Source organism: Ruegeria atlantica, assembly GCF_013032505.1.
GTDB classification, from domain to species: Bacteria; Pseudomonadota; Alphaproteobacteria; order Rhodobacterales; family Rhodobacteraceae; genus Ruegeria; species Ruegeria atlantica_F.
Genome location: NZ_WQCG01000003.1, coordinates 94,269 through 116,344 on the forward strand (window position 1 = coordinate 94,269; position 22,076 = coordinate 116,344).

A 22,076-nucleotide genomic window follows, 5' to 3' on the forward strand; every position below is an offset into this window, starting at 1 on the left:
ATGACGTAATATTTCGGAGCATGACTAATGCAGGACCTCTCGCCCCGCGCCGCGGATCTTTTGGCCCAAAGACTATTCGAGGCCGGATGCCGCCATGCCTTTGGTATGCCCGGCGGAGAGGTTCTGACGTTGGTAGACGCGTTGGAACAGGCGGGGATTACCTTTCACCTAACCAAACACGAAAACGCCGCAGGATTCATGGCCGAGGCTGTGCATCACCGCGATGGTGCACCTGCCATTCTGGTTGCGACGCTTGGCCCCGGTGCGATGAACGGGATCAACGTAGTCGCAAACGCCCTTCAGGACAGGGTGCCCATGATCGTGCTGACCGGCTGTGTCGATGCGGATGAAGCGCTGACTTATACCCATCAGGTTATGGATCACGCACAGGTCTATCGCTCGATCACCAAAGGAACCTTTAAACTGACAGCACAGGGCGCGGATGTCGTGGCAGACAAGGCCGTATCACTGGCTAACCAGCCGCGCCCCGGACCTGTGCATATCGACGTTCCGATCTCGGTTGCAGATACACGCGTATCCGGTGTCAAAACGCGACGACTGGTCAAGGCCGCCGCTGTCGCGCCCGAGGGCAATTGCCTTGAAAAGGCGCGCCGTTGGGTGGCTGACGCGGAACGTCCCATTGCGATTGTGGGGCTGGACGTACTGTATGACGGATCGCGCAATGTCGTACAGGCGTTTCTGGAACATTTCGGCATCCCCTTCGTCACCACCTACAAAGCCAAGGGTGTTGTCCCCGAAGATCACCCCCTGTGCCTTGGCGGGGCTGGCTTGTCACCACTGGCCGACAAGCACCTGCTGCCACTGGTTGAACAGGCCGATCTGGTGTTGTGCCTTGGCTACGACCCGATCGAGATGCGCCCCGGCTGGCGCGAGGTTTGGGACCCCGAGGAAAAGCGCGTTATCGACATCTCGGCGGTGGTGAATGATCACTACATGCATCAGGCCAGCCTGAATATGGTTGCCGACACCGGTGCCACGCTGGAGGCCATCGCCAAGGGCAACGCTGCCCGCGACACATGGCCGGGCGGCGAACCTGCGCGGGCCAAAACTGCGCTGGCTCTGGCATTTCCAACCGACGAGGCGTGGGGGCCCGCCGCCATTATCGCCGAAACCCGCGCAACCCTGCCGGCCGAAACTCTGGCCACGGCCGACAGTGGCGCGCATCGTATTTTGCTGAGTCAGATGTGGACATGTTCCGAGGAACGCGGGCTGATCCAGTCCTCGGCATTGTGCACAATGGGGTGCGCCGTTCCCATGGCAATTGGCCTTAAACTGGTTGAACCAGAGCGTCCGGTTATCAGTTTCTCTGGCGATGCAGGGTTCCTGATGGTCGCCGGAGAGTTGTCGACGGCCGCTGAAATGGGTGGAAACCCGATCTTTTTGGTCTTTGTCGATGCCAGCCTGGCGCTGATCGAGCTGAAACAAAGGCAACGCCAGATGGGCAACATGGGCGTGGATTTTGATCGGCACGATTTTGCTGCCATGGGCCGGGCCTTTGGCGGCAACGGCCACACTGTTCGCAACCGCGACGAGCTACGCGCAGCCCTGAATGATGCAATGAAGGCCGACACTTTCACGGTGATTGCCGCCGAGATTGATCGTGGAGGTTATGATGGTCGGATCTGAAGGACCTCTGAAGGGGGTCAAAATCCTGGACCTCAGCCGCATTCTGGCCGGACCAACCTGCACACAGTTGCTGGGCGACTTAGGCGCCAGCGTCATAAAGATCGAAAACCCTGCAACCGGCGGGGATGACACAAGGCAATGGGGCCCCCCTTATGTCGAGGACGCTGACGGAAACAGGTCCGATCTGAGCGCTTATTTCATGGCCGCCAACCGCAACAAGAAATCCGTGGCTATCGATATTGCCACGCCCGAGGGACAGGCTGAAATCAAACGGTTGGCCTCGCATGCGGACATTTTTATCGAGAACTTCAAACCCGGTGGGTTAGCGAAATACGGTCTGGATTACGCAAGCATCTCCCAGGAATTTCCCAGCCTCGTTTACTGCTCGATCTCAGGCTACGGGCAGACCGGTCCTAATGCATCCAAGCCGGGCTATGATCTGATGGCCCAAGGGTATGGCGGGGTCATGTCTCTGACCGGTGACCCAGATGGCGCACCAATGAAGGTGGGCGTGGGAATCGCCGATGTGATGTGCGGAATGTACGCAAGTGTCGGCATTCTGGCCGCCCTGCGCCACCGTGACCAAACTGGCGAAGGCCAGCAGATTGATCTGGCGCTGGTGGATGCGCAGATTGCATGGCTGATCAACGAAGGGGTGAACTACCTGACCTCGGGAAACGTGCCACAAAGGCGCGGCAACGGACACCCGAATATCGTACCCTACGACGTCTATGAAACCGCCGATGGCCACGTCATTCTGGCCGTTGGCAATGACAACCAATTCAGCCGCTTTTGCGACTTTATCGGCCACCCCGAGCTTGCCACTGACCCGCGATTCGCCACCAACCCCGCCCGGCTGGAACACCGGGACGCGTTGAATGCAGTCCTGCGTCCGGCGGTAAAAACCCGCGACACACAGACCGTCATCTCCGAACTCGAAGCCTGCAAGGTTCCGGTTGGACCGGTCCAGACATTGGACCAGGTTTTCGCAACTGATCAGGTCGAAGCCCGCCAGATGCAGATCACGATGGAAGCCGCACCGGGTGACGTTCAACTGATCGGGAATCCGCTGAAACTGTCGCGCACGCCTGTAACATATCGGGCTGCCCCGCCCGTCTGCGGGGCAGATACACAGGCCGTTTTGAGCGCTGAAAACCCCTTTGACGATTGAAACACTCTGCCCATTTCGGCGGCATGTTGCTGAAACATGCCGTTGAATCGGCGGTTTTTTTCAATTTTTGCCCACACGGCATTTCACCAATTCGAGAGCAGGGCCGATACTGATACGACCCACCCAGAGTCTCTGCTACATCAAGTGATGTAGATATTCTCGATTGGATCGGAACATGAACATGAAGCAAGACGTTTTCGGACAGATGAACACCCTGAGCCACCCGGCAAGTGCCGAGGCGTGGGATGGTGTTCTGCTTGGGTTCATGGCCCATGCCGCCGTTACGCCGCAGCATCTTGGCAAAGTTCTTGAGCTTGAGCCCGATTTTGCCCTGGGTCACGCGATCAAAGGTTTGTTCATGGTCCTGCTGGGGCGTCGCGAGATGATGCCGGTCGCCGTCGAAGCATTGGCCGCCGCCAACAGCGCCATGGAACGTCAGCCGGTCTCGGCCCGCGAACGGCTCTATGTCGAAGCGCTGGGTCTGTATTTGGCAGACCTGCCCACGCAAGCCATCCAAAAGTTCGAAGAGATTCTGCGCTCGCACCCACAAGACTCGCTGGCCATGAAGCTTAGCCACGCGACGAGATTTGTACTTGGCGACTCGGAAGGGATGCGCCGGTCGATCGAACGCGTTCTGCCCGCTTACGAACCTGATCATGCCGGCCGCGGTTACCTGCTGGGTTGTCATTCCTTTGCATTGGAAGAGACAGGTGCCTACGAAAAGGCCGAGATCGCAGGTCGGCAGGCACTGTGGATGGTATCGGACGATGCCTGGGGTCTGCACGCTGTTGCACACGTGCACGAGATGACAGGTAACGCGCAGCTGGGCCTTGATTGGCTCGCAGGTCGGGAAGCGGCCTGGACCCATTGCAACAACTTCCGCTATCACGTCTGGTGGCACAAGGCGCTGATGCATCTGGATCTGGGTCAGGTCGATCAGGTGATGGAACTGTATGACAATTACATCCGCCAGGACAAAACCGACGACTATCGCGATATTTCAAACGCCACGTCCCTGCTGTCGCGGCTTGAGCTTGAGGGTGTCAATGTCGGCAACCGCTGGGAAGAACTGGCTGATCTCAGCGCGGCCCGGACCGAAGATGGCTGCCTGATTTTTGCCGATCTTCACTATCTTCTGGCGCTGACCGGCGACAACCGCCCAGAGGCGACCGGTAAGATGCTGCAACGTATTCAAAAGGATGCCCAGCGCAATCAGGGGGACACCCCGATCCGCATGTCCGATCCGGGCATTGCGGCAGCCAAAGGGCTTGAGGCCTTTGGCGAAGGCCTTTACGGCGACGCCTTCGACTTTTTGTCGAACGCCCGAGCAGGGATGCAATTGGCAGGTGGAAGCCACGCCCAACGTGATGTATTCGAGCGCATCACAATTGATTCCGGCCTGCGTGCCGGCCGTCTGGATGCTGTCGAGCGCATCCTGGATGACCGTCGCGCCAAAAGAGCCGGGGGCGAAGACAATTACGCTCTCGCTCGCCGCGCATTGATCGACGCGGCGCGCGACAACGGAGACGCACAAAGCGTCCCGGCTGAATAACAAAACCAAAGACCAAGAAGGACAGAACACGCATGGCGACAGTTTCGCCCGCTTCTGATTTTGCGCCGGTGGCTGCCTCTGCGGCAGCCCCTGCCCGCACGCGCGACCCGCGCCTGGATTTCTATCGCGGCATCGCAATGTTCATAATTCTGATCGCCCATATCCCGAACGATCCATGGGCCAAGTGGATTCCCGCGCGATTTGGTTTTTCGGACGCGACCGAGATTTTCGTGTTCTGCTCGGGCATGGCGTCGGCGATTGCCTTTGGCGGAGCGTTCCTGCGCAAGGGTTGGTGGATGGGCACCGCCCGCGTCTCGTTCCGTATCTGGCAGGTCTACTGGGCGCATATCTGTCTGTTCTTCTTTGTCGCCATGTCGATGGCGGCTCTGGATCAATCGGGGCTGTTCGAAAAGACCTACGTTTCGTCTTTGAACTTGCAGCACTTCTTCAACGACCCTGCGCCTCAAATCGTGGGTTTGTTTACGCTGACCTATGTCCCAAACTATTTCGACATCCTGCCGATGTATCTAGTCGTTCTGGCAATGATGCCTATGTTTATGGGCTTCTACCGGTTCGGTTTCTGGGCCGTCGCCGCAGCATCCGTCGCGATCTGGCTGGTCGCACAGATCGACATTCTGGACCTCCCTGCCGAACCGTGGTCGGAACGTCAGTGGTTCTTCAATCCTTTCGGTTGGCAGCTGCTGTTTTTCACCGGCTTTGCCTTCATGCGCGGCTGGATACCCGCTCCACCGGTCTCGAAAACGCTTATTTGGGCGGCGGCACTGTTCCTGATCTTCTCGATGCCCTTCGGTTCATGGAAAGTGTTCACGTGGATCAACGCGGCGGCCCCCGATCTGGCCGATGAAATCCGCAAAGTCTGGCCAATCACAAAAGAGTTCCGGGACAAGACTGATTTCGGCCTGTTCCGCTATCTGCACTTCTTGTCGCTGGCCTATCTGGGTTGGGTGGCTGCCGGTGAACACGGCCACCGTCTGATCGCAACCGGTCAGGGTACAGCGGCCAAAATCTGGCAATTCCTGCTGACCGTCATCACCAAAGTCGGGCAGCAATCACTGGCAGTATTCGTTTTTTCCATGGCAGCGGCACGACTTATCGGCGTCGGCCTGGACCTCAGTGGGCGAGATGTTGCCAGTGTTTTCATCGCCAACATGATTGGCTTTGCGATGATTATCGGCGTGGCCTACATGGCCGCTTGGTTTAAGTCACAACCTTGGAAGTCTAAGAAATGAATTTCACACGTCGCGCATTTTTGGTCTCGACTTCGGCGCTTGCTTTCGCGCCAGCGACCTTCGCCACCGGCGGCGAGGTACCATTTGACCGCAATCTCGTCATCGAGATGGCCCGCGATCTGGCCAGCCGCCCCTATGCCGAACGCGAGATGGTGCCGCAGGAATGGGTGGATCTGACGTATCAGCAATACCGCTCGATCCGGTTCCGGTTGGACCGTGCGCTGTGGTACGAGACCGAAACCCCCTTTAACGTCGATTTCTTTACGCCCGGCCTGTACTTCCCGCGCACTGTTAAAGTCGAAACCGTCGAAAACGGGATGACCACTCCGGTCGCATTTGATCTGGAGATGTTCGACAAATCCGAGGATGTCCCGGAACTGCCGATAGACGACACGCTGGGCTTTTCCGGCTTGCGTCTGCGCACCGAAATGCACCGTCCCGGCAAGACCGATGAGTTTTGCGTCTGGCAAGGCGCTAGCTATTTCCGCGCCATTGGCCTGCATGAGGTTTATGGCCTTTCGGCCCGTGGTCTGGCACTCAAAACCGGCGATCCGGATGGAGAGGAATTCCCTGAATTCATCCGCTTCTGGCTGGAGCGCCCGAAACCCGGTCAGCGCGACATGGTCGTACATGCGCTGATGGACAGCCCAAGTGTCACCGGTGCGTATCGGTTCAATGTCACCGCAGGCGAAAACTGCGTGATGGATATCGAAGCCACACTATTCCCACGCGAGGACCTGAGCCATGTAGGCATCGCGCCCGGCACGTCTATGTTCCTGTTTGACCAAACCAATCACAGCCGTTTCGACGACTTCCGGCCTGCAGTACACGACAGCGATGGTTTGTTGATCCGCAACGGTGCCGGAGAGGTCCTGTGGCGGCCGTTGGCGAACCCAACACGTCTGCAAATCTCGTCATTCGTCGACACGAACCCGCGCGGCTTTGGCCTGATGCAGCGCAAGCGTGAATTCTCGGACTACGCGGATCTTGAGGCGAATTATCACAAACGCCCCAGCCTATGGGTCGAACCCGGTTCAGATTGGGGCAAGGGCTCGGTCACGCTGGTCGAAATTCCGGCTGATCAGGAAATCTACGACAACATCGTCGCCTACTGGCGTCCTGCCGAACCCTATGCAGCAGGCAGTCAGGTCGATCTATCCTATCGCCTGATCTGGGGTGATGAGCCCCAGCGCGCACCGATGGCGCGCGTGATCAACACCGCCATGGGCGACAATACCTTTGGCGAAGGACGTCTGGCCGTCATCGACTTTGAAGAAAGCGAACTGTTCGACGACCCGGAGGCGATGACCATTTTCGTGGACTCGCCACACGCCGATACGTCCGAAGGCGTACTACAACGCAACCCGGAAACAGGCGGTTTACGGCTGGCGTTTTCGTTCGAGCCCGGCGACCGCGATCATGTCGAACTGCGCGCGCAGTTGCTGAAAGACAAACAGCCGGCTTCTGAGGTCTGGCTTTACCGTTGGACCTCATGAGCAGCGACCTTCATATCATGCCGCCCGAGACGCCTCTGGCCATGCCCGCGCAGGATTTCAGCGCGGGTTTCCGGGATGCACAGGTTCCTGACGCAAAACGCCCTTCGGCCGGGTTCTGGCGCGCGCTTGCGTTTTCGCCTGCAATGGCAGCAACGGTGGGCCTGTTTTGGGTCATGACGGACTGGTTCGACGCTGAAGGCATCAACCTGATCGAGGCTATCCTTCTGGCGCTGATCTCGTTCAACTTCTTCTGGATCTCCTTCACGGTCTGCACCGTGCTGCTGGGTATGGTCTCGCTGTCCCGGCAAGAGCGCCCCGTGCGCCAGGGTTGCGCCCAACCGTTGCGCGTGGCCCTTTTGATGCCGGTCTATAACGAGGTGCCGTGGAATGTGCTGGGCAACGCCCGGACCATGCTTGAGGACTTGCAGGCGCGTGGTGGGCGGCACCACTATGCGATGTTCATCCTCTCGGACACCCGCGACCCCGAGATCGCCGCACAAGAACAAGCCAGTGTCGAGGCTCTGCGCACCACTCTCGCCCCCGGACTGGAACTGTATTACCGCCGCCGTGAGCAAAATACGGACCGGAAGGTTGGCAACATTGCTGATTGGGTTGGCCGGTGGGGTGCGGATTGGGATGCGATGCTGGTATTGGACGCCGACAGTCTGATGACCGGTCGGGCCATCGCCCGTTTGACCGACGCGCTGGCGCGCGATCCGGGCGCAGGATTGATCCAAAGCTACCCTCAGCTGATCGGCGCGCAATCGGTCTTTGCGCGAATGCAGCAATTCGCCAATGGCGTTTATGGAATCGCCTTCGCCGAGGGGCTCGCGCGCTGGTGCGGTCAGGAAGGCAACTATTGGGGTCATAACGCCATTATTCGCACCAAGGCCTTCGCCAATTGCGCGGGGTTGCCAAAGCTTCGGGCCCAGAATGGCCAGGAAAAACTGATCATGAGCCATGACTTCGTCGAGGCTGGCTTGTTGCGCCGCGCTGGGTGGGGCGTGCGGTTCCTTCCCCGCATTCGCGGGTCTTACGAAGAAACACCTCCGACACTGATTGACCACGCACTGCGCGATCGGCGCTGGTGCCAGGGTAATTTGCAGCATCTGAAGCTATTGGGATCGGCCGGGTTCCAGCCGGTTTCACGGTTCCACATGTTTCATGGGGCAGTCGGATATCTGATGTCTCCGCTTTGGTTTGCGTTGCTGGTGATGTGGGCCCTTATTGGTCAAGGCGAAGATGCGTCAGTGCTGCATTATTTCAGCCCTGACAATCCGCTGTTCCCGCAATGGCCTGAAATGTCGGAAACCCGCCATGTACTGATCATTCTGGTCATGTACGCCATGCTGCTTGCGCCAAAGGTACTGGGTGTTATGGCCCTGCCCTTAAGCGGCATCCGCTATGCTGAATTCGGCGGCGGGCGAAAGTTCCTGACTTCGTTCCTGGCGGAAGTTGTTCTGTCCATCCTCTATGCCCCCATTCTGATGGTGCAGCAGATGATTGCTGTCATTCGCACCACCCTTGGCATCCAAGAAGGCTGGTCCCCGCAGGCACGGGATGGCGGCAGCTATGGTCTACACACGCTGATCCTATGTCACACCGTGGAAACGATCAGTGGCGTGGCGCTTGGGGTGGGCATCCTGTCCGGTCTTGTTTCGGTCTGGTTGGCTCCGATCGCGATCAGCCTTGCCTTCGCGATCCCATTGTCCGCACTCAGCGGCGTGTCAGCCGGTGCGGCGCGCCGTATGGTTGGCATGAAAGAAGACTTTAACGAGCCCGCAATCACACGCTCGGCCCGTCGCTACAGGGACGAGCTGAAGAATGTGATCGAGGGCAAAGGCGTAATGACCCCTGCCGAGTGATCAGCCACCTGGCAGGCCTTCGTACCAGTCAATCATCATGTCAGCCCAGCCTTTGGGCACCGAATGACCACCGGGGAACAGCGCGAATTCCAGCGCGCTGCCCTCGTCACACCCGCTCCAATATCGGCGCATGAAAGGACCAGTGGTCGAGAATCCGCTTGGCTTGGTATCGACGCAACCATTGGCGATGCGCCAAATTTCCAGCCCGGCAAAGATGTCGCCCTGATGAAAGCGGCCGCCGCCCAGCAATCGACCCTCTAGGGGAACCACGTTGTCTGTCCAGCCATGGGTGTGGAACATCCGAATAGGCCCATCACAAGACTCAGGATCCGGTCGCCAAAACCCGCCAGACACCGGGACATAGGCCGAGAATGTGTCGGGTGCCGCGCAGGCAAGGTAGTAGACCATGAAGGCCCCTGCCGAAAATCCGCCCAGAACGACCCGGTCCGTATCAACGCCAAACCGATCCGCGGCATCCTGAACCGCTTCGGTCAAAAAGGCGGTTTCATCGCGCCCCTCCCAACCCGGGAAGAAATTCCAGCTTTGCCGACCGTTGCGCTCGGATCCCTCGGGCGCCATCACCGCGTAGCCGCGCGCCAGAAGCGGGTCCACCATGCCACGGTTTTTCAACGTTCCCGTCGCGGTACCACCATATCCGTGCAGAAAAACCACTAGCGGTGGGTTCTCATCTTCGGGCAGTTCGATGTGATACCCTCCCGAGGCGATCTCGCACATGCCCTCAAGGTCGGCACATGCGGCAAGCCCCGATTGCCCGGCCAGCGCCAATCCCGTTGCCAGCGTCATTTCCCGGATCATACTGCACTCCTGTCATAGTCGCGGACCGGCAATCCGGCACGTACCCATCCCGGCCCTGCGGCCGAACCTAACATACCTTCCGGCACATCAATGATATTCGTAAACCCGGCTTCGGTCAGCCGGTTGCTCAACCGTGCCGAACGTACACCGCGCGCGCAGATCAAAGCGATTGCCGCGCCCTTGTTGCCTTGGACAAGTTGCGTCAGAGCGGGAATGAAATCGTCGCGGCGCATGTCCAAAGACTGCGCGCCCTCTCCGATCCCGGTGGATTGCCATTCTTTTGGGGTGCGAATGTCCAGCAACAATACGGCTCCGGATACGGCCTGCGTGTGCGCATCCTGCACGCTAAGCTGCCGTCCCGCGTAGTCAGGTGGAATAAGCCGGTATTCACGTATCGCGAATCCACCAGCCACTGCAGTGCAGCCTCCGATCAGGATCCACCTGCGGGATCGGTTCAAGCTTCCGGCCACGTCGCACCCTCCTGACCTGACATGGCGTTTCTATCACAGCGCAGAATTGGAATCCGCGCTGAAATTGTTTGGGCAGTTCAAGTTCACGTCATCTATTTGCTGAAAAACACCGCGGCCCATCCCAACGGAGCGCGGCAAAAAATTGTATTAGCTGGACAGTAAGAAAATTATCCGTACAAAATCAGTACCACTTGACCGCCAAGAACGGAGTATCGCACTTGTCCCTATTCCTCATCGCGGCCCTTCCTTTTCTCGGCGCTGTTTTTCCAGCCCTTCTGATCAGGGCAGGACGAAATGCAGCGGCTTCCGCTGCTGGGTTGACGACATTTCTGGCGCTGATGGGTCTGTTGATCCACATTCCGTCGGTGATGCGAGGCGATGTAGTGACCGCCCGGTTCGAGTGGATACCCGCACTTGGCTTGAACGCTAATTTCATGCTGGACGGGCTGGGTTTTTTATTCGCCCTGCTGATCCTTGGGATCGGATTGCTGATCATCCTTTACGCGCGATTTTACCTTTCGCGCGAAGACCCGATGGGGCAGTTCTACACTTATCTTTTGTTGTTTCAGGGCGCAATGGTCGGGATTGTTCTATCGGACAACATACTGCTTTTGCTAATTTTCTGGGAACTTACGTCACTCAGTTCATTCCTGTTAATCGGGTATTGGAAACATCTGCCCGAAGGACGCCAAGGTGCGCGGATGGCGCTTGCGGTGACGGGCTCTGGCGGGTTGGCCATGATTGCCGGGATGCTGATCCTGGGTAACATCGTTGGGTCATATGATCTGAGCGTTATCCTGCAAAATAAAGAGCTGATCCAAACCTCGCCCTATTACCTGCCTGCACTGATCCTGATCCTTCTGGGGTGCTTCACAAAATCAGCGCAGTTCCCGTTTCATTTCTGGCTGCCCCACGCAATGGCCGCTCCGACGCCCGTTTCGGCCTATCTGCACTCGGCCACGATGGTAAAAGCCGGGTTGTTCCTGATGGCCCGGATGTGGCCGGTTTTGGCAGGCACAGACGCCTGGTTCTACATTGTTGCAACAACTGGACTTATTACCATGCTGATCGGCGCGGTGATTGCGCTGTTCAAGGATGATCTGAAGGCATTGCTGGCATTCTCGACCGTGTCGCATCTGGGGCTGGTCACCATGTTGCTGGGCTTTGGCACAAAGATCGCTGTCGTCGCAGCGATTTTCCACATAATCAACCACGCGACTTTCAAGTGTGCGCTGTTCATGACCGCAGGGATCGTGGATCACGAAACCGGGACGCGTGATATCAAACGTCTGGGCGGCCTGCGTCATCTGATGCCGATCACCTTTACGATTGGAACAATCGCTGCGCTGTCGATGGCGGGCATTCCGCCCCTGAACGGATTCCTGTCCAAAGAAATGATGCTGGAAGAGACAGTGCACACGACGTGGATGCACTCTCACTACCTGGTCCCGGGGCTGGCATTGCTGGCCGCGCTGTTTTCAGCGGCCTATTCATTCCGCTTTGTCAGTCACGTGTTCATGGGCCCCGAGCGTCATGATTATCCAGCGCACCCGCATGACCCGCCTGTCGGGTTGTGGCTGGCCCCTGCATTCCTCGTAGTCTTGGTGGTGCTGATCGGATTGAACTCTGCCGCCATCGTGGGCCCATTGGTTGCGGTCGTATCCAGCGCGGTCATCGGCGGTGAAAAGCTGCCGTACTATTCGCTAAAACTGTGGCACGGCTTCACGCCTGCTCTGTACATGTCCGTGGTCGCGACGCTTGGCGGTCTGTTCCTGCTGAGCTTGCACAAGCATGAAGAAAAGCTGTGGAATGCACTTCCAAGACCCGAGGCAAAGGTGATATTTGACGCGGTAATTGCGGCACTGACAAAGATCAGCCAAGTGGTCACCGACACGCTGCATAACGGCGTCCTCAGCCGCTATGCAGTCATCATGATCGCCTTCACGATCGGCCTTGGGTACTATGCTTATACCAGCGGCACGATTGGTCCCGAGACACGTGAGGCGTTGCCCATTCAGATCATTCCGCTGATCGGGTGGATCTGCCTTGTCGGTGCAACACTGGCAATCATGTGGTTCCACCGTAATCGCCTGTTGTCGCTGGTGCTGATCGGTGTTGTGGGCCTGATCGTCTCGATGGCCTTCAACTATTTGTCTGCCCCAGATCTGGCACTTACACAGATCTCGGTCGAAGTGGTCACGATGATCCTGCTGCTGCTGTCGCTGAACTTCCTACCCACGGATACTCCCTGGGACAGCAGCGCCGCACGGCGATGGCGCGACGCGGCGATCTCCGTCGTTGCTGGCATCGGATCGGGCGCTCTGATCTATGCGCTGTTGCTACGGGACTTTGCCTTTCCGACAATATCGGAATTCCATCTGGCAAATTCGTACAAGGGCGGTGGCGGCACTAATGTAGTCAACGTCATCCTCGTAGACTTCAGGGGTTTTGATACCTTCGGCGAAATCATCGTTCTGGGCATTGCCGCGCTGATCATCTTTGCCCTGACCGAAGCCGTTCTGGGCACCAATGTCCGTGGCTATCTGCTGAACCGAAAACCGCATTGGCCGCAATCGGGGGACTCGCACCCATTAATGATGGTGGTCGTGACCCGGATGATGATGCCTATCGCGCTGATGGTCGGGGCCTATATCTTTTTCCGCGGGCACAATCAGCCAGGCGGCGGTTTTATCGCCGGTCTGGTCGTCGCAATCGCCTTCCTGATGCAATACATGGCCAGCGGCTATACCTGGGCCATCGAACGCCAGAGGTTCTACTACCATGGCTCTATTGGCTGGGGCGTTCTGATTGCTGCGGCTACGGGGCTGGGTGCTTGGTTTAACGAGCGCCCGTTCCTGACCAGCGATTTTGGCTATATCCATTGGCCCCCGCTGGAAGAGTTCGAATGGGCGACCGCCATCCTGTTTGACACCGGTGTCTTCCTGGCTGTTCTGGGTGCGGTGATGCTGGCGTTGGACAGCTTGTCTCGCTTTGCGTGGCAGCCGGGCATGGCGCAGGAGTTCCCGATGGACATCAACCCGCTGCGGGATGATCGGACAGAAGAAGATAAAGAAAAGGAGCAGAGCTGATGGAAGCGCTCGTAGCCTCTGCTGTTGGTGTCATGACTGCTGCGGGGATTTTCCTGATCCTGCGCCGCCGGACCTTCCCCGTCATTCTGGGTCTGTCCCTGCTGACCTACGCCGTGAACGTGTTCCTGTTCGCAACCGGCCGTCTGGCTTTGGATGCGCCTGCTGTTCTGAACAAATACGAAGAAGTGCCCTATACTGATCCGCTGCCGCAGGCATTGGTGCTGACGGCTATCGTGATTTCGTTCGGGATGACCGCGGTGATCGTGATGATCGCACTCAGCGCCTACCTGTCCTCCAAGGATGACCATATCGACATGACCGCGCAGGACAGCGTGGACGCGCTGGGAGAAGACGCATGAACCACTGGATCGTTGCGCCGATCGTCCTGCCCGCGATACTGGCCCCGTTTATCATCATGGTCCTGCGGTTTCACCTGGACCTGCAGCGCATCTTTTCGGTCGCCGGTGTGGTGGCCCTGCTGGGTATTGCCCTGACCATCACCGCACAGGCGGCAGGTGGTGATATTCAGGTCTATGAGCTGGGCAACTGGCCCGCGCCATTTGGTATCGTTCTGGTGCTGGACCGCCTGTCAGCCATGATGGTGCTTCTTACGGCGTTATTAGCGTTGCCCATCGTGCTCTACGCCATCGCATCCGGCTGGGACGACAGGGGCAAGCACTTTCACGCCCTATTCCATTTTCAGCTGATGGGCGTCTGTGGCGCGTTCCTGACCGGCGATGCCTTCAACCTGTTCGTGTTCTTCGAAGTTCTGCTGATTGCCTCCTACGGTCTGATGACACATGGCGGCGGTGCGGTACGGCTTAAAGCCGGGGTGCAATACGTGGTTTATAACCTGCTTGGTTCCACCCTGTTCCTGTTTGCTTTGGGCACGCTTTACGCCGTGACTGGGACGTTGAACATGGCGGATATGGCGCTGCGCGTGGCCGAACTGCCAGCAGATGACACCGCCCTGCTGCGGGTCGGTGCGGTTTTGCTGCTGCTTGTGTTCTGTATTAAGGCCGCCGTACTTCCGCTGCATTTCTGGTTGCCAGCGAGCTATGCCAGCGCGCCGCTACCCGTCGCCGCCTTGTTTGCGATCATGACCAAGGTCGGTGCCTACTCGATCCTGCGGATGTACACGCTGGGCTTCGGGCCCGAAGTTGAGGCAACGCAGGGTCTCGTCGGCGCATGGCTGCAACCTGCCGCATTGGTGACGTTGGCCGTCGGTGCCATCGGCATTCTGGGCGCTCAGCATATCGCACGAATGGTGGCGTTCTGTGCCATCACCTCGATGGGAACCTTGCTGATTGCGATCTCGTTGTTCACTGAAACGGCGACAGCCGCTGCGTTGTACTATGTCTATCATTCAACCCTGGCGACCGCGTTCATGTTCCTTGTTGCCGATCTGGTGATGGAGCGTCGCGGCGGGGCGATTGCTCCAACTGCGCCGATGCCGCAATCGGGTCTGATCTCATCGCTGTTCTTCGTGGGCGCCATAGCGCTTGCGGGCATGCCGCCGCTGTCGGGTTTCATCGGCAAGCTTTTGGTTTTGGATGCGGCCCGCGACGCGCCGGATGCAAACGCTATCTGGGCCGTAATCCTGATCGGATCCTTCGTCACAATCGTGGGTCTTGCCCGGGCAGGCTCATTGATCTTCTGGAAAAGCCATGATGCCCAGCACAACACTGAAATGGACCCGGAAAACGAAGAAGACACCCCGCACACTCCTGCGCCCGAGCCGAACACCGGACTGGCCTTCACCGCCGTATTCGCAATGGCGATGGGCCTTGTGCTGCTGACCCTGTTTGCCGGACCTGCGCTGGAGTATACCAATAAAACGGCCGAGCAATTGTTCACACCCGAGAACTACATCGCAGCCGTTTTGGGAGGCGACGCATGATCAGACTTCTGCACCGGATATTCCCCCACCCGCATCTGACCTTTCTTTTGACGGTCGTTTGGGTCTTACTGGCCAACAATTTGACGCTGAATTCTGTGGTTTTCGGTCTGATCCTGGGCATCATCATCCCCTTCATCACGCAGCCTTACTGGCCTGATCGTCCAAAGCTGCGCAACTGGCCCATGGTCGTCGAATACATTCTGGTTGTACTGTGGGACATCGTGGTCGCCAACGTAACTGTCGCCCGCATCATCCTCTTCAAACGCGACGCAGATCGTCAGCCGGCCTGGATCTGTGTCCCGCTGGAATTGCGCACCCCTGAGGCGATCACGGTGCTGGCAGGTACAATCACCATGACACCCGGCACCGTCAGTAGTGATCTGTCTGCGCAAGGACATAACCTGCTGGTGCATTGTCTGGATGCACCCGACCCTAACGCCGTGCGAGATCAAATCAAAAGCCGTTACGAACGTCGCCTGAAGGAGATTTTCGAATGATCTATTATGCGATCTTTTTTGCCTTTGCATGTTTCGGGGCGGCCGTCATGATGTGCCTCTGGCGCATCATCACCGCTGACGGCGTCGGCACCAGAGTCCTTGCGCTGGATACGATGGTCATCAACACGATCGCCCTGATGATCCTGTACGGCCTGCAATTGGGAACCGAGATCTTCTTCGAATCCGCCATGATCATCGCCATGCTGGGTTTTGTCTCAACAGTTGCCTACGCGCGGTTCATGCTGCGCGGCAATATTATCGAGTGAGGGCATCATGGGTTTCATTTTCGAATTACTGATCGCCTTCTTCCTGGTCGTCTCGGGCATATTCGGCTTTGTCGGCTCATACGGGATGATCAAGCTAAAAGACCCGATGTCCCGCCTGCACGCGCCCACCAAGGCGACGACGCTGGGCGTCGGGGGCGTGTTGCTGGCATCGATCTGCCACTCGATACTGATAGAAGAACATCTGTCGCTGCACGAGCTTCTGATCACGCTGTTTTTGTTCCTGACCGCTCCGATCACGGCCCTGTTCATTGCCAAATGGCACATTCACCGTCATGAAAAGCCCAAGGATCTGCCGGACGCAGGCGAGGACGAGCTTTGGGCCACGCACGCGGTTGAGCAGGTCGAAGACGTCCCTGAACACAGTAAGTCCTGAATTTAATGCACCACCCACCGCTGCCATTAACCCGCGATCTGGTTCTCATTGGCGGGGGCCACACCCATGCGTTGTTGCTGCGCAAGTGGGGGATGAACCCCCTGCCCGGCGCGCGGGTTACGGTGATCAACCCCGGCCCCACCGCGCCATATTCAGGGATGCTGCCGGGCTTTGTCGCTGGGCATTATCTGCGTGAAGAGCTAGAAATTGATTTGGTCAGGCTTGCCCGCTTTGCCGGTGCGCGGGTCATTCTGGGTGCGGTATCCGGCATCGACACTGACCGGCGCGAGGTTCATGTGCCAAACCGTCCGCCAGTGGCATTTGATGTTGCGTCAGTCAATGTGGGGATCACCTCGGACATGCCCGCCCTACCCGGTTTTTCCGAACATGCCGTTCCGGCAAAACCACTGGGTACATTCGCTGCCAAATGGGCCGAATATCTGGGGGGACCAGGCGACGCCTCGATTGCTGTGATCGGCGGCGGTGTGGCCGGGGCCGAGCTTATCATGGCCATGGCGTTTGCGCTGCGTACCAAAGGCCGCACCGCGCAACTGACCCTTATTGACAATTCGCAAGCTTTGACAGCAACCCATCCCAAGTCGGCAGTGATCGTTCGCAAAGCGATGGCTGATCTGGGCATAGAAGTTATCGAACAGGCATCCGTTTCTCGGATCACTCAGGACCAAGTTACGCTTTCGGATGGCCGCCAAATCCCGGCAAGCTTTGTGACCGGTGCCGCCGGTGCGAAACCCTATGACTGGATCGCCAACACGGGGCTGGACCTTCAGGACGGCTTCATACGTGTAAACGCGCAATTGCAATCCAGCGATCCGTCCATTTTTGCCGCCGGTGACTGCGCACATCTGAACGAAAACCCCCGCCCCAAAGCAGGTGTTTATGCCGTGCGTGAGGCCCCTGTATTGTTTGATAACTTAAGTGCAGCTTTGGGGTCCGGTGACCTGCGACGGTATGAGCCGCAAAAGGATTATCTCAAGCTGATCTCGCTGGGCGGCAAGTCCGCGCTGGGAGAGCGGTTGGGAACCTCGTTCAGCGGGTCGTTGATGTGGAAATGGAAAAACCACATTGACCAGAGCTTTATGAACAAGTTCCGCAACCTCCCACAGATGAAACCACCGGCGTTGCCCCGCGAGCACGCGGCCGGTCTTACCGAAGCCTTTGGTGAAAAACCCATGTGCGGCGGCTGCGGTGCCAAAGTCGGGCGCGGCGCGCTGCAAACTGCGCTTGCCGACCTGCCCGCCCCCATTCGTGCAGATGTCACACCCTTGCCCGGCGATGATGCCGCCCTGTTGCAGACCGGAGGCACGCGGCAGGTCATGACTTCGGACCATCTGCGCAGCTTCCTCGACGATCCTGTCCTGATGACCCGAATTGCTTCGGTTCACGCCCTTGGCGACATCTGGGCGATGGGCGCCCAACCTCAGGCAGCCACGGCAACGATCATCCTGCCCCGCATGTCGCCAACCCTGCAGCGTCGCACCATGGCCGAGGTCATGGCAACAGCAAGCGACGTCATCCGTGATGCAGGGGCTGAGATCGTCGGCGGCCACAGTTCGATGGGTGACGAGATGACGATTGGCTTCACCCTGACTGGCCTGTGCGACGCCGAACCGATCACTCTGGCCGGCGCGCGGCCCGGTGATGCATTGATCCTATCTAAACCATTGGGCAGCGGCGTTCTGATGGCAGCAGAGATGGCGGGCGCAGCCAGAGGTGAATGGGTTGCGGCGGCTCTTGCACATATGGTTCAGCCACAAGGCAAAGCCTCTGAGATTTTGGCTGGCGCGCATGCAATGACCGATGTCACAGGCTTTGGTCTTGCGGGGCATCTATTGGGTATTACCGAAGCCTCGGGGTGTGGTGCTACTCTGAACCTTGAGGCGGTTCCGGCAATGGATGGCGCGATAGAACTGGCTGCCCGAGGCGTCCGGTCAACCCTGTTTGATGACAATCGCGCAATTACGCCCGAGTTGCCAACGGGCGGCAAAGCCGACCTGCTTTTCGACCCGCAGACCGCTGGGGGCCTACTGGCCGCGATCCCGGTGGATCAAGGGCAGACTATTTGCGAAGCGTTGCGCGAGGCAGGATATCCGGCCGCAATCATTGGGTACATGACCGAAGCACCGGGGCTTAACATTCAAAGCTGACCCACAATGGCTTCGATCTGCGCAGCAGTTTGGGTCAAACCGGCTTCATCCAGCGTTGGTGCATGGACATTTGCGATGACGTCCGCCGTGCGCACGCGACTGGATTTTGAGTATGCAGGGTCATAATGCTGTTCAATCAGCGCATGAGTCAGCCCCCGTTTGTCGCCCGCATCAATCAGGTCAAGCCAACCATCCACCACGTCATGCCCTCGATGAAACCGCAGCGGGGAGAGACGATCACGGAGGCGTTCATAGTCCGACAAAACGTCGTTATAAGCGGACACCAAGTAATCCGAACGCGCCTGAATGGACGCTGTAATCTGAATGCGCGGGGCTTGGCGTAAGGCCGTCCATAACGTTGGCGGCAGGATCAAGGACCCGATTTTCGAAGACTCTGCCTCGACCAAAACCGGGCGCGACGTGTCCAGACGGCAAAGCGCAGCAGCAAGCGCGGACTCGAACGCTTTTTGGCTGGGTTGGCCGCCGGGCAATTCACCTAGCAAGGATCCGCGATGGTTAGCCAACCCTTCCAGATCCAGAACCTGAACGCCACGTACGGCAAGGTGCGCCAACAATTCGGTCTTGGCCGTGCCGGTATAGCCGTCCAACGCGACTAGACGATGAGATAGCGGGTCATCATAAAGATACCGATTCACTAACCGGCGATAGGTTCGATAGCCACCTTCGACCACTTCGGCCCGCCAGCCGATCTGTTGCAGCATCCAGGTGAATGACCCTGATCTTTGCCCGCCACGCCAGCAATACACCAGCGGCCGCCACCCGCCTTCGTGATGAGACAGGCTGTTCTCGATGTGATTGGCTGCATTTCGAAACACGAGTGCAGCCCCGAGTTTGCGCGCCAAAAATGGGCTTTCCTGAACATAGATCGTGCCGACACGGGCGCGTTCCTCATTGTCCAAAACGGGAAGGCTGATGGCGCCGGGAAGATGGTCCTCGCCAAATTCCGCCGGGCTGCGCACGTCGATCACCGTGTCGAATTCATGCGCATAGAGATCGGGCAGGCTGTCGAATTTCAGAACCATGTCAGAGGTCTATCCCGCAAAGCTGAGAATGGAAAGTCGGGCCTAGGTTTCGAACCGTTCAATCAACTCCGGCCCGCTGGCGCGGTTAGAATTCACGGCCGGATCGACCCGATGATAGCGGAGGATATCCTCGGCCCCCGGCTGCATCAGACGCGCCGCACCTTTTCCGGCCTCACCCAGCCACAGCGGCCAGTCATCGGGTTCCAGAATCAAAGGCATGCGGTGGTGGATCGTGCTGAGGTTTCGGTTGGCGGCTGTTGTCACGATGGCGCAAGTACCCTGCCGCGCCTCCTCAGGACCCCAATCCTGCCAGACGCCGGCAAAGGCAATCGGTGCACCGTCCTTTCGGAAAATATACCACGGCAACCTTTCCCCCTGTTCCGTCTTGGTCCATTCATAAAACCCTGTAGCGGCCATCAGACAGCGGCGTTCCCGGCATGCAGCGCGAAAGGCGGGCTTTTCAGCCAGCGTTTCAGCCCGGGCATTGATCAGCAAAGGCCCCGCGTTTTCGGCCTTGTACCAATGGGGTAAAAACCCCCAGCGCAGCGGGTCGAGCGTGCGTCCGTTTTCGCCCGCGCGCACCACGTGCACTTGATTGGTCGGGCAGACGTTGAAATTCGGGACCGGTGGCAAAGTGTTAGCCGGGCGCGCCGAAAAAAGCTGCGCCATTGCATCGTTGGGAAGTGTTACGGCAAACCGTCCGCACATAGGCCTTGCCCCTTCTTCAGAAACTGTAGGTTAATGACTTTTTTGCCGACACCGAGTGGAGCGCCACCAAGCCGTTTCTGACCATAAGACTGAAAAGGCCGCGTCAAACGCGGCCTTTTGTTTGTTTATCGAAGCAGATTTACTTCTGCTTGATCCGCCCATCCAGATAGGGCGTGTATGGCGCGTTTTCGGCCAGGTATTCCGCCGTAACATCTGCCAGATCGGGGCCAAAGTCATAGGCGTTCTTGTCGTCGCCCGAGAACATCTTATAGCCGTCGCCGCCATTGCGGACATAGTTGTTGGTGACCACCAGATAAGTCGCTGCCGGATCGATGGGAACAAACCCGTCTCCGTCGGCAACCATGACCTCAGCGATACGCCCTTCGTTCGGCGCAACGGCCGGGTCCCAGGTGAAGGTCAGGCCAGCAACCTGCGGAAAGCGACCTTTGACCTCTTCCACCTGGCTGACGCCGTTTTCCAGCGCATCGATGACGCCCTGGCCACTGATCTCAAAGGTCGACAGCGTGTTCTGGAACGGCAGAACGGTCAGCACTTCGCCCATGGTCACGTCGCCCGGATCAATCGAGGCCCGCAGACCGCCTGAGTTGGCAATCGCAATCTTGACGCCCTGATCCGCAACCCGAGCCAGCATGGCGTCAGCTACAAGGTTGCCCATCTGGCATTCCTGAACGCGGCAAACAGCGCGGTCGCCTTCAATGGCATCGGCAGAGCTTGCAACCACCTTGTTGCGGATTTCATCCAGAGGTACCGCCAGTTCGGCAATACGATCCAGAGCCGCCTGATCCTCGGTAACGGTGTTGTCCATGATTAGCGGCTCGCCGGCAGCCTCAACCACGTTGCCGTCATCGTCAAAGGTCACATTCAGCTCACCCAAGAATTTGCCGTAGGCGTAGGCCTGAACGATCTGAACGCCGTTGACCACGGTCGGATACGGGCCAGCGGCCTTGTCCGACGTGTTCGACAGATATGTGTTTGAGTGTCCGCCAACGATCACGTCAACGCCGGTGGTTTCCTGGGCGACGCGCTGATCCACACCGTAGCCCGAGTGGCTGAGAACGATGATCTTGTTGACGCCTTCACCGGTCAGCTTGTCCACCTCGGCCTGAACCGCAGGCACCGGGTCCGAGAACGAGATGTTCGGACCGGGCGAGGCAAGCTCATCTGTGTCGATAGGTGTCAGGCCGATCAGACCGATCTTTTCGCCGCCAACTTCGATCACGGTCGATTTCTTGATCTTATCGGTCAGCAGTTCTTCGTCAGCAATATCCGCATTGGACATCAGAACTGGGAAATCGACCGAGTCGATAAAGCCGCGCAGAACTTCGGGGCCATCGTCGAATTCGTGGTTGCCCACGGTCATTGCGTTATAGCCCAGCTTGTTCATAAACTCAGCCGCAACCTTGCCCTTGTAGTAGGTGTAGAACAACGATCCCTGGAACTGGTCTCCACCATCCACCAGAATCGAGTTTTCGGCACGGCCACGTGCTTCTTCGACCGCAGTGACCAGGCGTGCGGAACCACCGAAACACTTGCCTTCGGCGTTGTCTTCATCACCGCAACCGCTGTCGTACTTGTTGATCGGCTCAAAACGCGAGTGGAAATCGTTGGTGTGCAGAATCGTCAGTTTGTACTCGGCAAATGCCATGCCTGCGGTCAGGCTGAGCACCGCGGCAGATGTCAAAAGACGGGTGAGCATAGTTTAACTCCCTATTGTTAATTGCGGAGA

Annotated in this window: 18 protein-coding genes; 13 read left to right on the forward strand and 5 right to left on the reverse strand. The window is 58.1% G+C overall.

Annotation, left to right across the window (positions count from 1 at the left end):
• The first annotated feature begins 27 nt into the window (after window positions 1–27).
• The 6 genes from GOW92_RS12120 (at window position 28) to mdoH (ending at window position 8,981) form a co-directional block, all read left to right on the forward strand.
• Entirely contained in the window at window positions 28–1,647 is a 1,620-nt protein-coding gene (locus GOW92_RS12120; RefSeq protein ID WP_170560873.1) for a thiamine pyrophosphate-binding protein, read from the forward strand.
• On the forward strand, window positions 1,634–2,818 hold the full coding sequence (locus GOW92_RS12125; RefSeq protein ID WP_170560874.1) for a CaiB/BaiF CoA transferase family protein: 1,185 nt from the start codon (window positions 1,634–1,636) through the stop codon (window positions 2,816–2,818). Before GOW92_RS12120 ends, GOW92_RS12125 begins: the two co-directional genes overlap by 14 nt.
• Before the next feature lie 181 nt (window positions 2,819–2,999).
• On the forward strand, window positions 3,000–4,370 hold the full coding sequence (locus GOW92_RS12130) for a tetratricopeptide repeat protein (protein ID WP_170560875.1): 1,371 nt from the start codon (window positions 3,000–3,002) through the stop codon (window positions 4,368–4,370).
• Between the two features lie 32 nt (window positions 4,371–4,402).
• Window positions 4,403–5,620 (forward strand): OpgC family protein, encoded by a 1,218-nt coding sequence (locus GOW92_RS12135; RefSeq protein ID WP_170560876.1) that lies wholly within the window; start codon window positions 4,403–4,405, stop codon window positions 5,618–5,620.
• Window positions 5,617–7,116 (forward strand): glucan biosynthesis protein, encoded by a 1,500-nt coding sequence (locus GOW92_RS12140; RefSeq protein ID WP_170560877.1) that lies wholly within the window; start codon window positions 5,617–5,619, stop codon window positions 7,114–7,116. Before GOW92_RS12135 ends, GOW92_RS12140 begins: the two co-directional genes overlap by 4 nt.
• Window positions 7,113–8,981, forward strand: coding sequence for a glucans biosynthesis glucosyltransferase MdoH (gene mdoH, locus GOW92_RS12145; protein WP_170560878.1), 1,869 nt, complete (start codon window positions 7,113–7,115; stop codon window positions 8,979–8,981). Before GOW92_RS12140 ends, mdoH begins: the two co-directional genes overlap by 4 nt.
• Here the strand turns inward: mdoH and GOW92_RS12150 are convergent, their stop codons facing one another.
• Both GOW92_RS12150 and GOW92_RS12155 read right to left on the reverse strand, forming a co-directional pair.
• Window positions 8,982–9,797, reverse strand: coding sequence for an alpha/beta hydrolase family esterase (locus GOW92_RS12150; RefSeq protein ID WP_170560879.1), 816 nt, complete (start codon window positions 9,795–9,797; stop codon window positions 8,982–8,984).
• Window positions 9,794–10,267 (reverse strand): rhodanese-like domain-containing protein, encoded by a 474-nt coding sequence (locus GOW92_RS12155; protein WP_170560880.1) that lies wholly within the window; start codon window positions 10,265–10,267, stop codon window positions 9,794–9,796. Before GOW92_RS12155 ends, GOW92_RS12150 begins: the two co-directional genes overlap by 4 nt.
• A 218-nt stretch (window positions 10,268–10,485) precedes the next feature.
• Between GOW92_RS12155 and GOW92_RS12160 the strand changes: the two genes are divergently transcribed.
• Genes GOW92_RS12160 through selD form a run of 7 tightly spaced genes read left to right on the forward strand, consistent with a single transcriptional unit; the run spans window position 10,486 to window position 18,578 of the window.
• Complete coding sequence (locus tag GOW92_RS12160; protein WP_170560881.1) at window positions 10,486–13,356, forward strand: monovalent cation/H+ antiporter subunit A; 2,871 nt, start codon at window positions 10,486–10,488, stop codon at window positions 13,354–13,356.
• Window positions 13,356–13,715: a Na+/H+ antiporter subunit C gene (locus GOW92_RS12165; protein WP_170560882.1), complete on the forward strand. Its 360-nt coding sequence runs from the start codon at window positions 13,356–13,358 to the stop codon at window positions 13,713–13,715. Before GOW92_RS12160 ends, GOW92_RS12165 begins: the two co-directional genes overlap by 1 nt.
• Window positions 13,712–15,256, forward strand: coding sequence for a monovalent cation/H+ antiporter subunit D (locus GOW92_RS12170; RefSeq protein WP_170560883.1), 1,545 nt, complete (start codon window positions 13,712–13,714; stop codon window positions 15,254–15,256). Before GOW92_RS12165 ends, GOW92_RS12170 begins: the two co-directional genes overlap by 4 nt.
• Window positions 15,253–15,753: a Na+/H+ antiporter subunit E gene (locus GOW92_RS12175; RefSeq protein WP_174822505.1), complete on the forward strand. Its 501-nt coding sequence runs from the start codon at window positions 15,253–15,255 to the stop codon at window positions 15,751–15,753. The genes GOW92_RS12170 and GOW92_RS12175 overlap by 4 nt, the downstream gene beginning before the upstream one ends.
• The gene (locus GOW92_RS12180; RefSeq protein WP_170560884.1) at window positions 15,750–16,019 is read left to right on the forward strand and encodes a K+/H+ antiporter subunit F; all 270 of its coding nucleotides are present in this window, start codon (window positions 15,750–15,752) and stop codon (window positions 16,017–16,019) included. The genes GOW92_RS12175 and GOW92_RS12180 overlap by 4 nt, the downstream gene beginning before the upstream one ends.
• A gap of 7 nt (window positions 16,020–16,026) precedes the next feature.
• The gene (locus GOW92_RS12185; RefSeq protein WP_170560885.1) at window positions 16,027–16,413 is read left to right on the forward strand and encodes a Na+/H+ antiporter subunit G; all 387 of its coding nucleotides are present in this window, start codon (window positions 16,027–16,029) and stop codon (window positions 16,411–16,413) included.
• A gap of 5 nt (window positions 16,414–16,418) precedes the next feature.
• The gene (gene selD / locus GOW92_RS12190) at window positions 16,419–18,578 is read left to right on the forward strand and encodes a selenide, water dikinase SelD (RefSeq protein ID WP_170560886.1); all 2,160 of its coding nucleotides are present in this window, start codon (window positions 16,419–16,421) and stop codon (window positions 18,576–18,578) included.
• On the opposite strand, the gene mnmH is transcribed toward selD, so the two are convergent.
• The 3 genes from mnmH to GOW92_RS12205 form a co-directional block, all read right to left on the reverse strand.
• Window positions 18,569–19,621 carry a tRNA 2-selenouridine(34) synthase MnmH gene (mnmH, locus tag GOW92_RS12195; protein ID WP_170560887.1) on the reverse strand — a complete coding sequence of 351 codons (1,053 nt, stop codon included), beginning with the start codon at window positions 19,619–19,621 and terminating at the stop codon, window positions 18,569–18,571. The two genes, selD and mnmH, sit on opposite strands and share 10 nt — an antisense overlap.
• A 42-nt stretch (window positions 19,622–19,663) precedes the next feature.
• A complete protein-coding gene (locus GOW92_RS12200) occupies window positions 19,664–20,329 on the reverse strand; it encodes an SOS response-associated peptidase (RefSeq protein WP_170560888.1) in 666 nt (221 codons plus the stop codon).
• A gap of 139 nt (window positions 20,330–20,468) precedes the next feature.
• Complete coding sequence (locus GOW92_RS12205) at window positions 20,469–22,046, reverse strand: bifunctional metallophosphatase/5'-nucleotidase (protein WP_170560889.1); 1,578 nt, start codon at window positions 22,044–22,046, stop codon at window positions 20,469–20,471.
• Window positions 22,047–22,076: the final 30 nt, after the last annotated feature.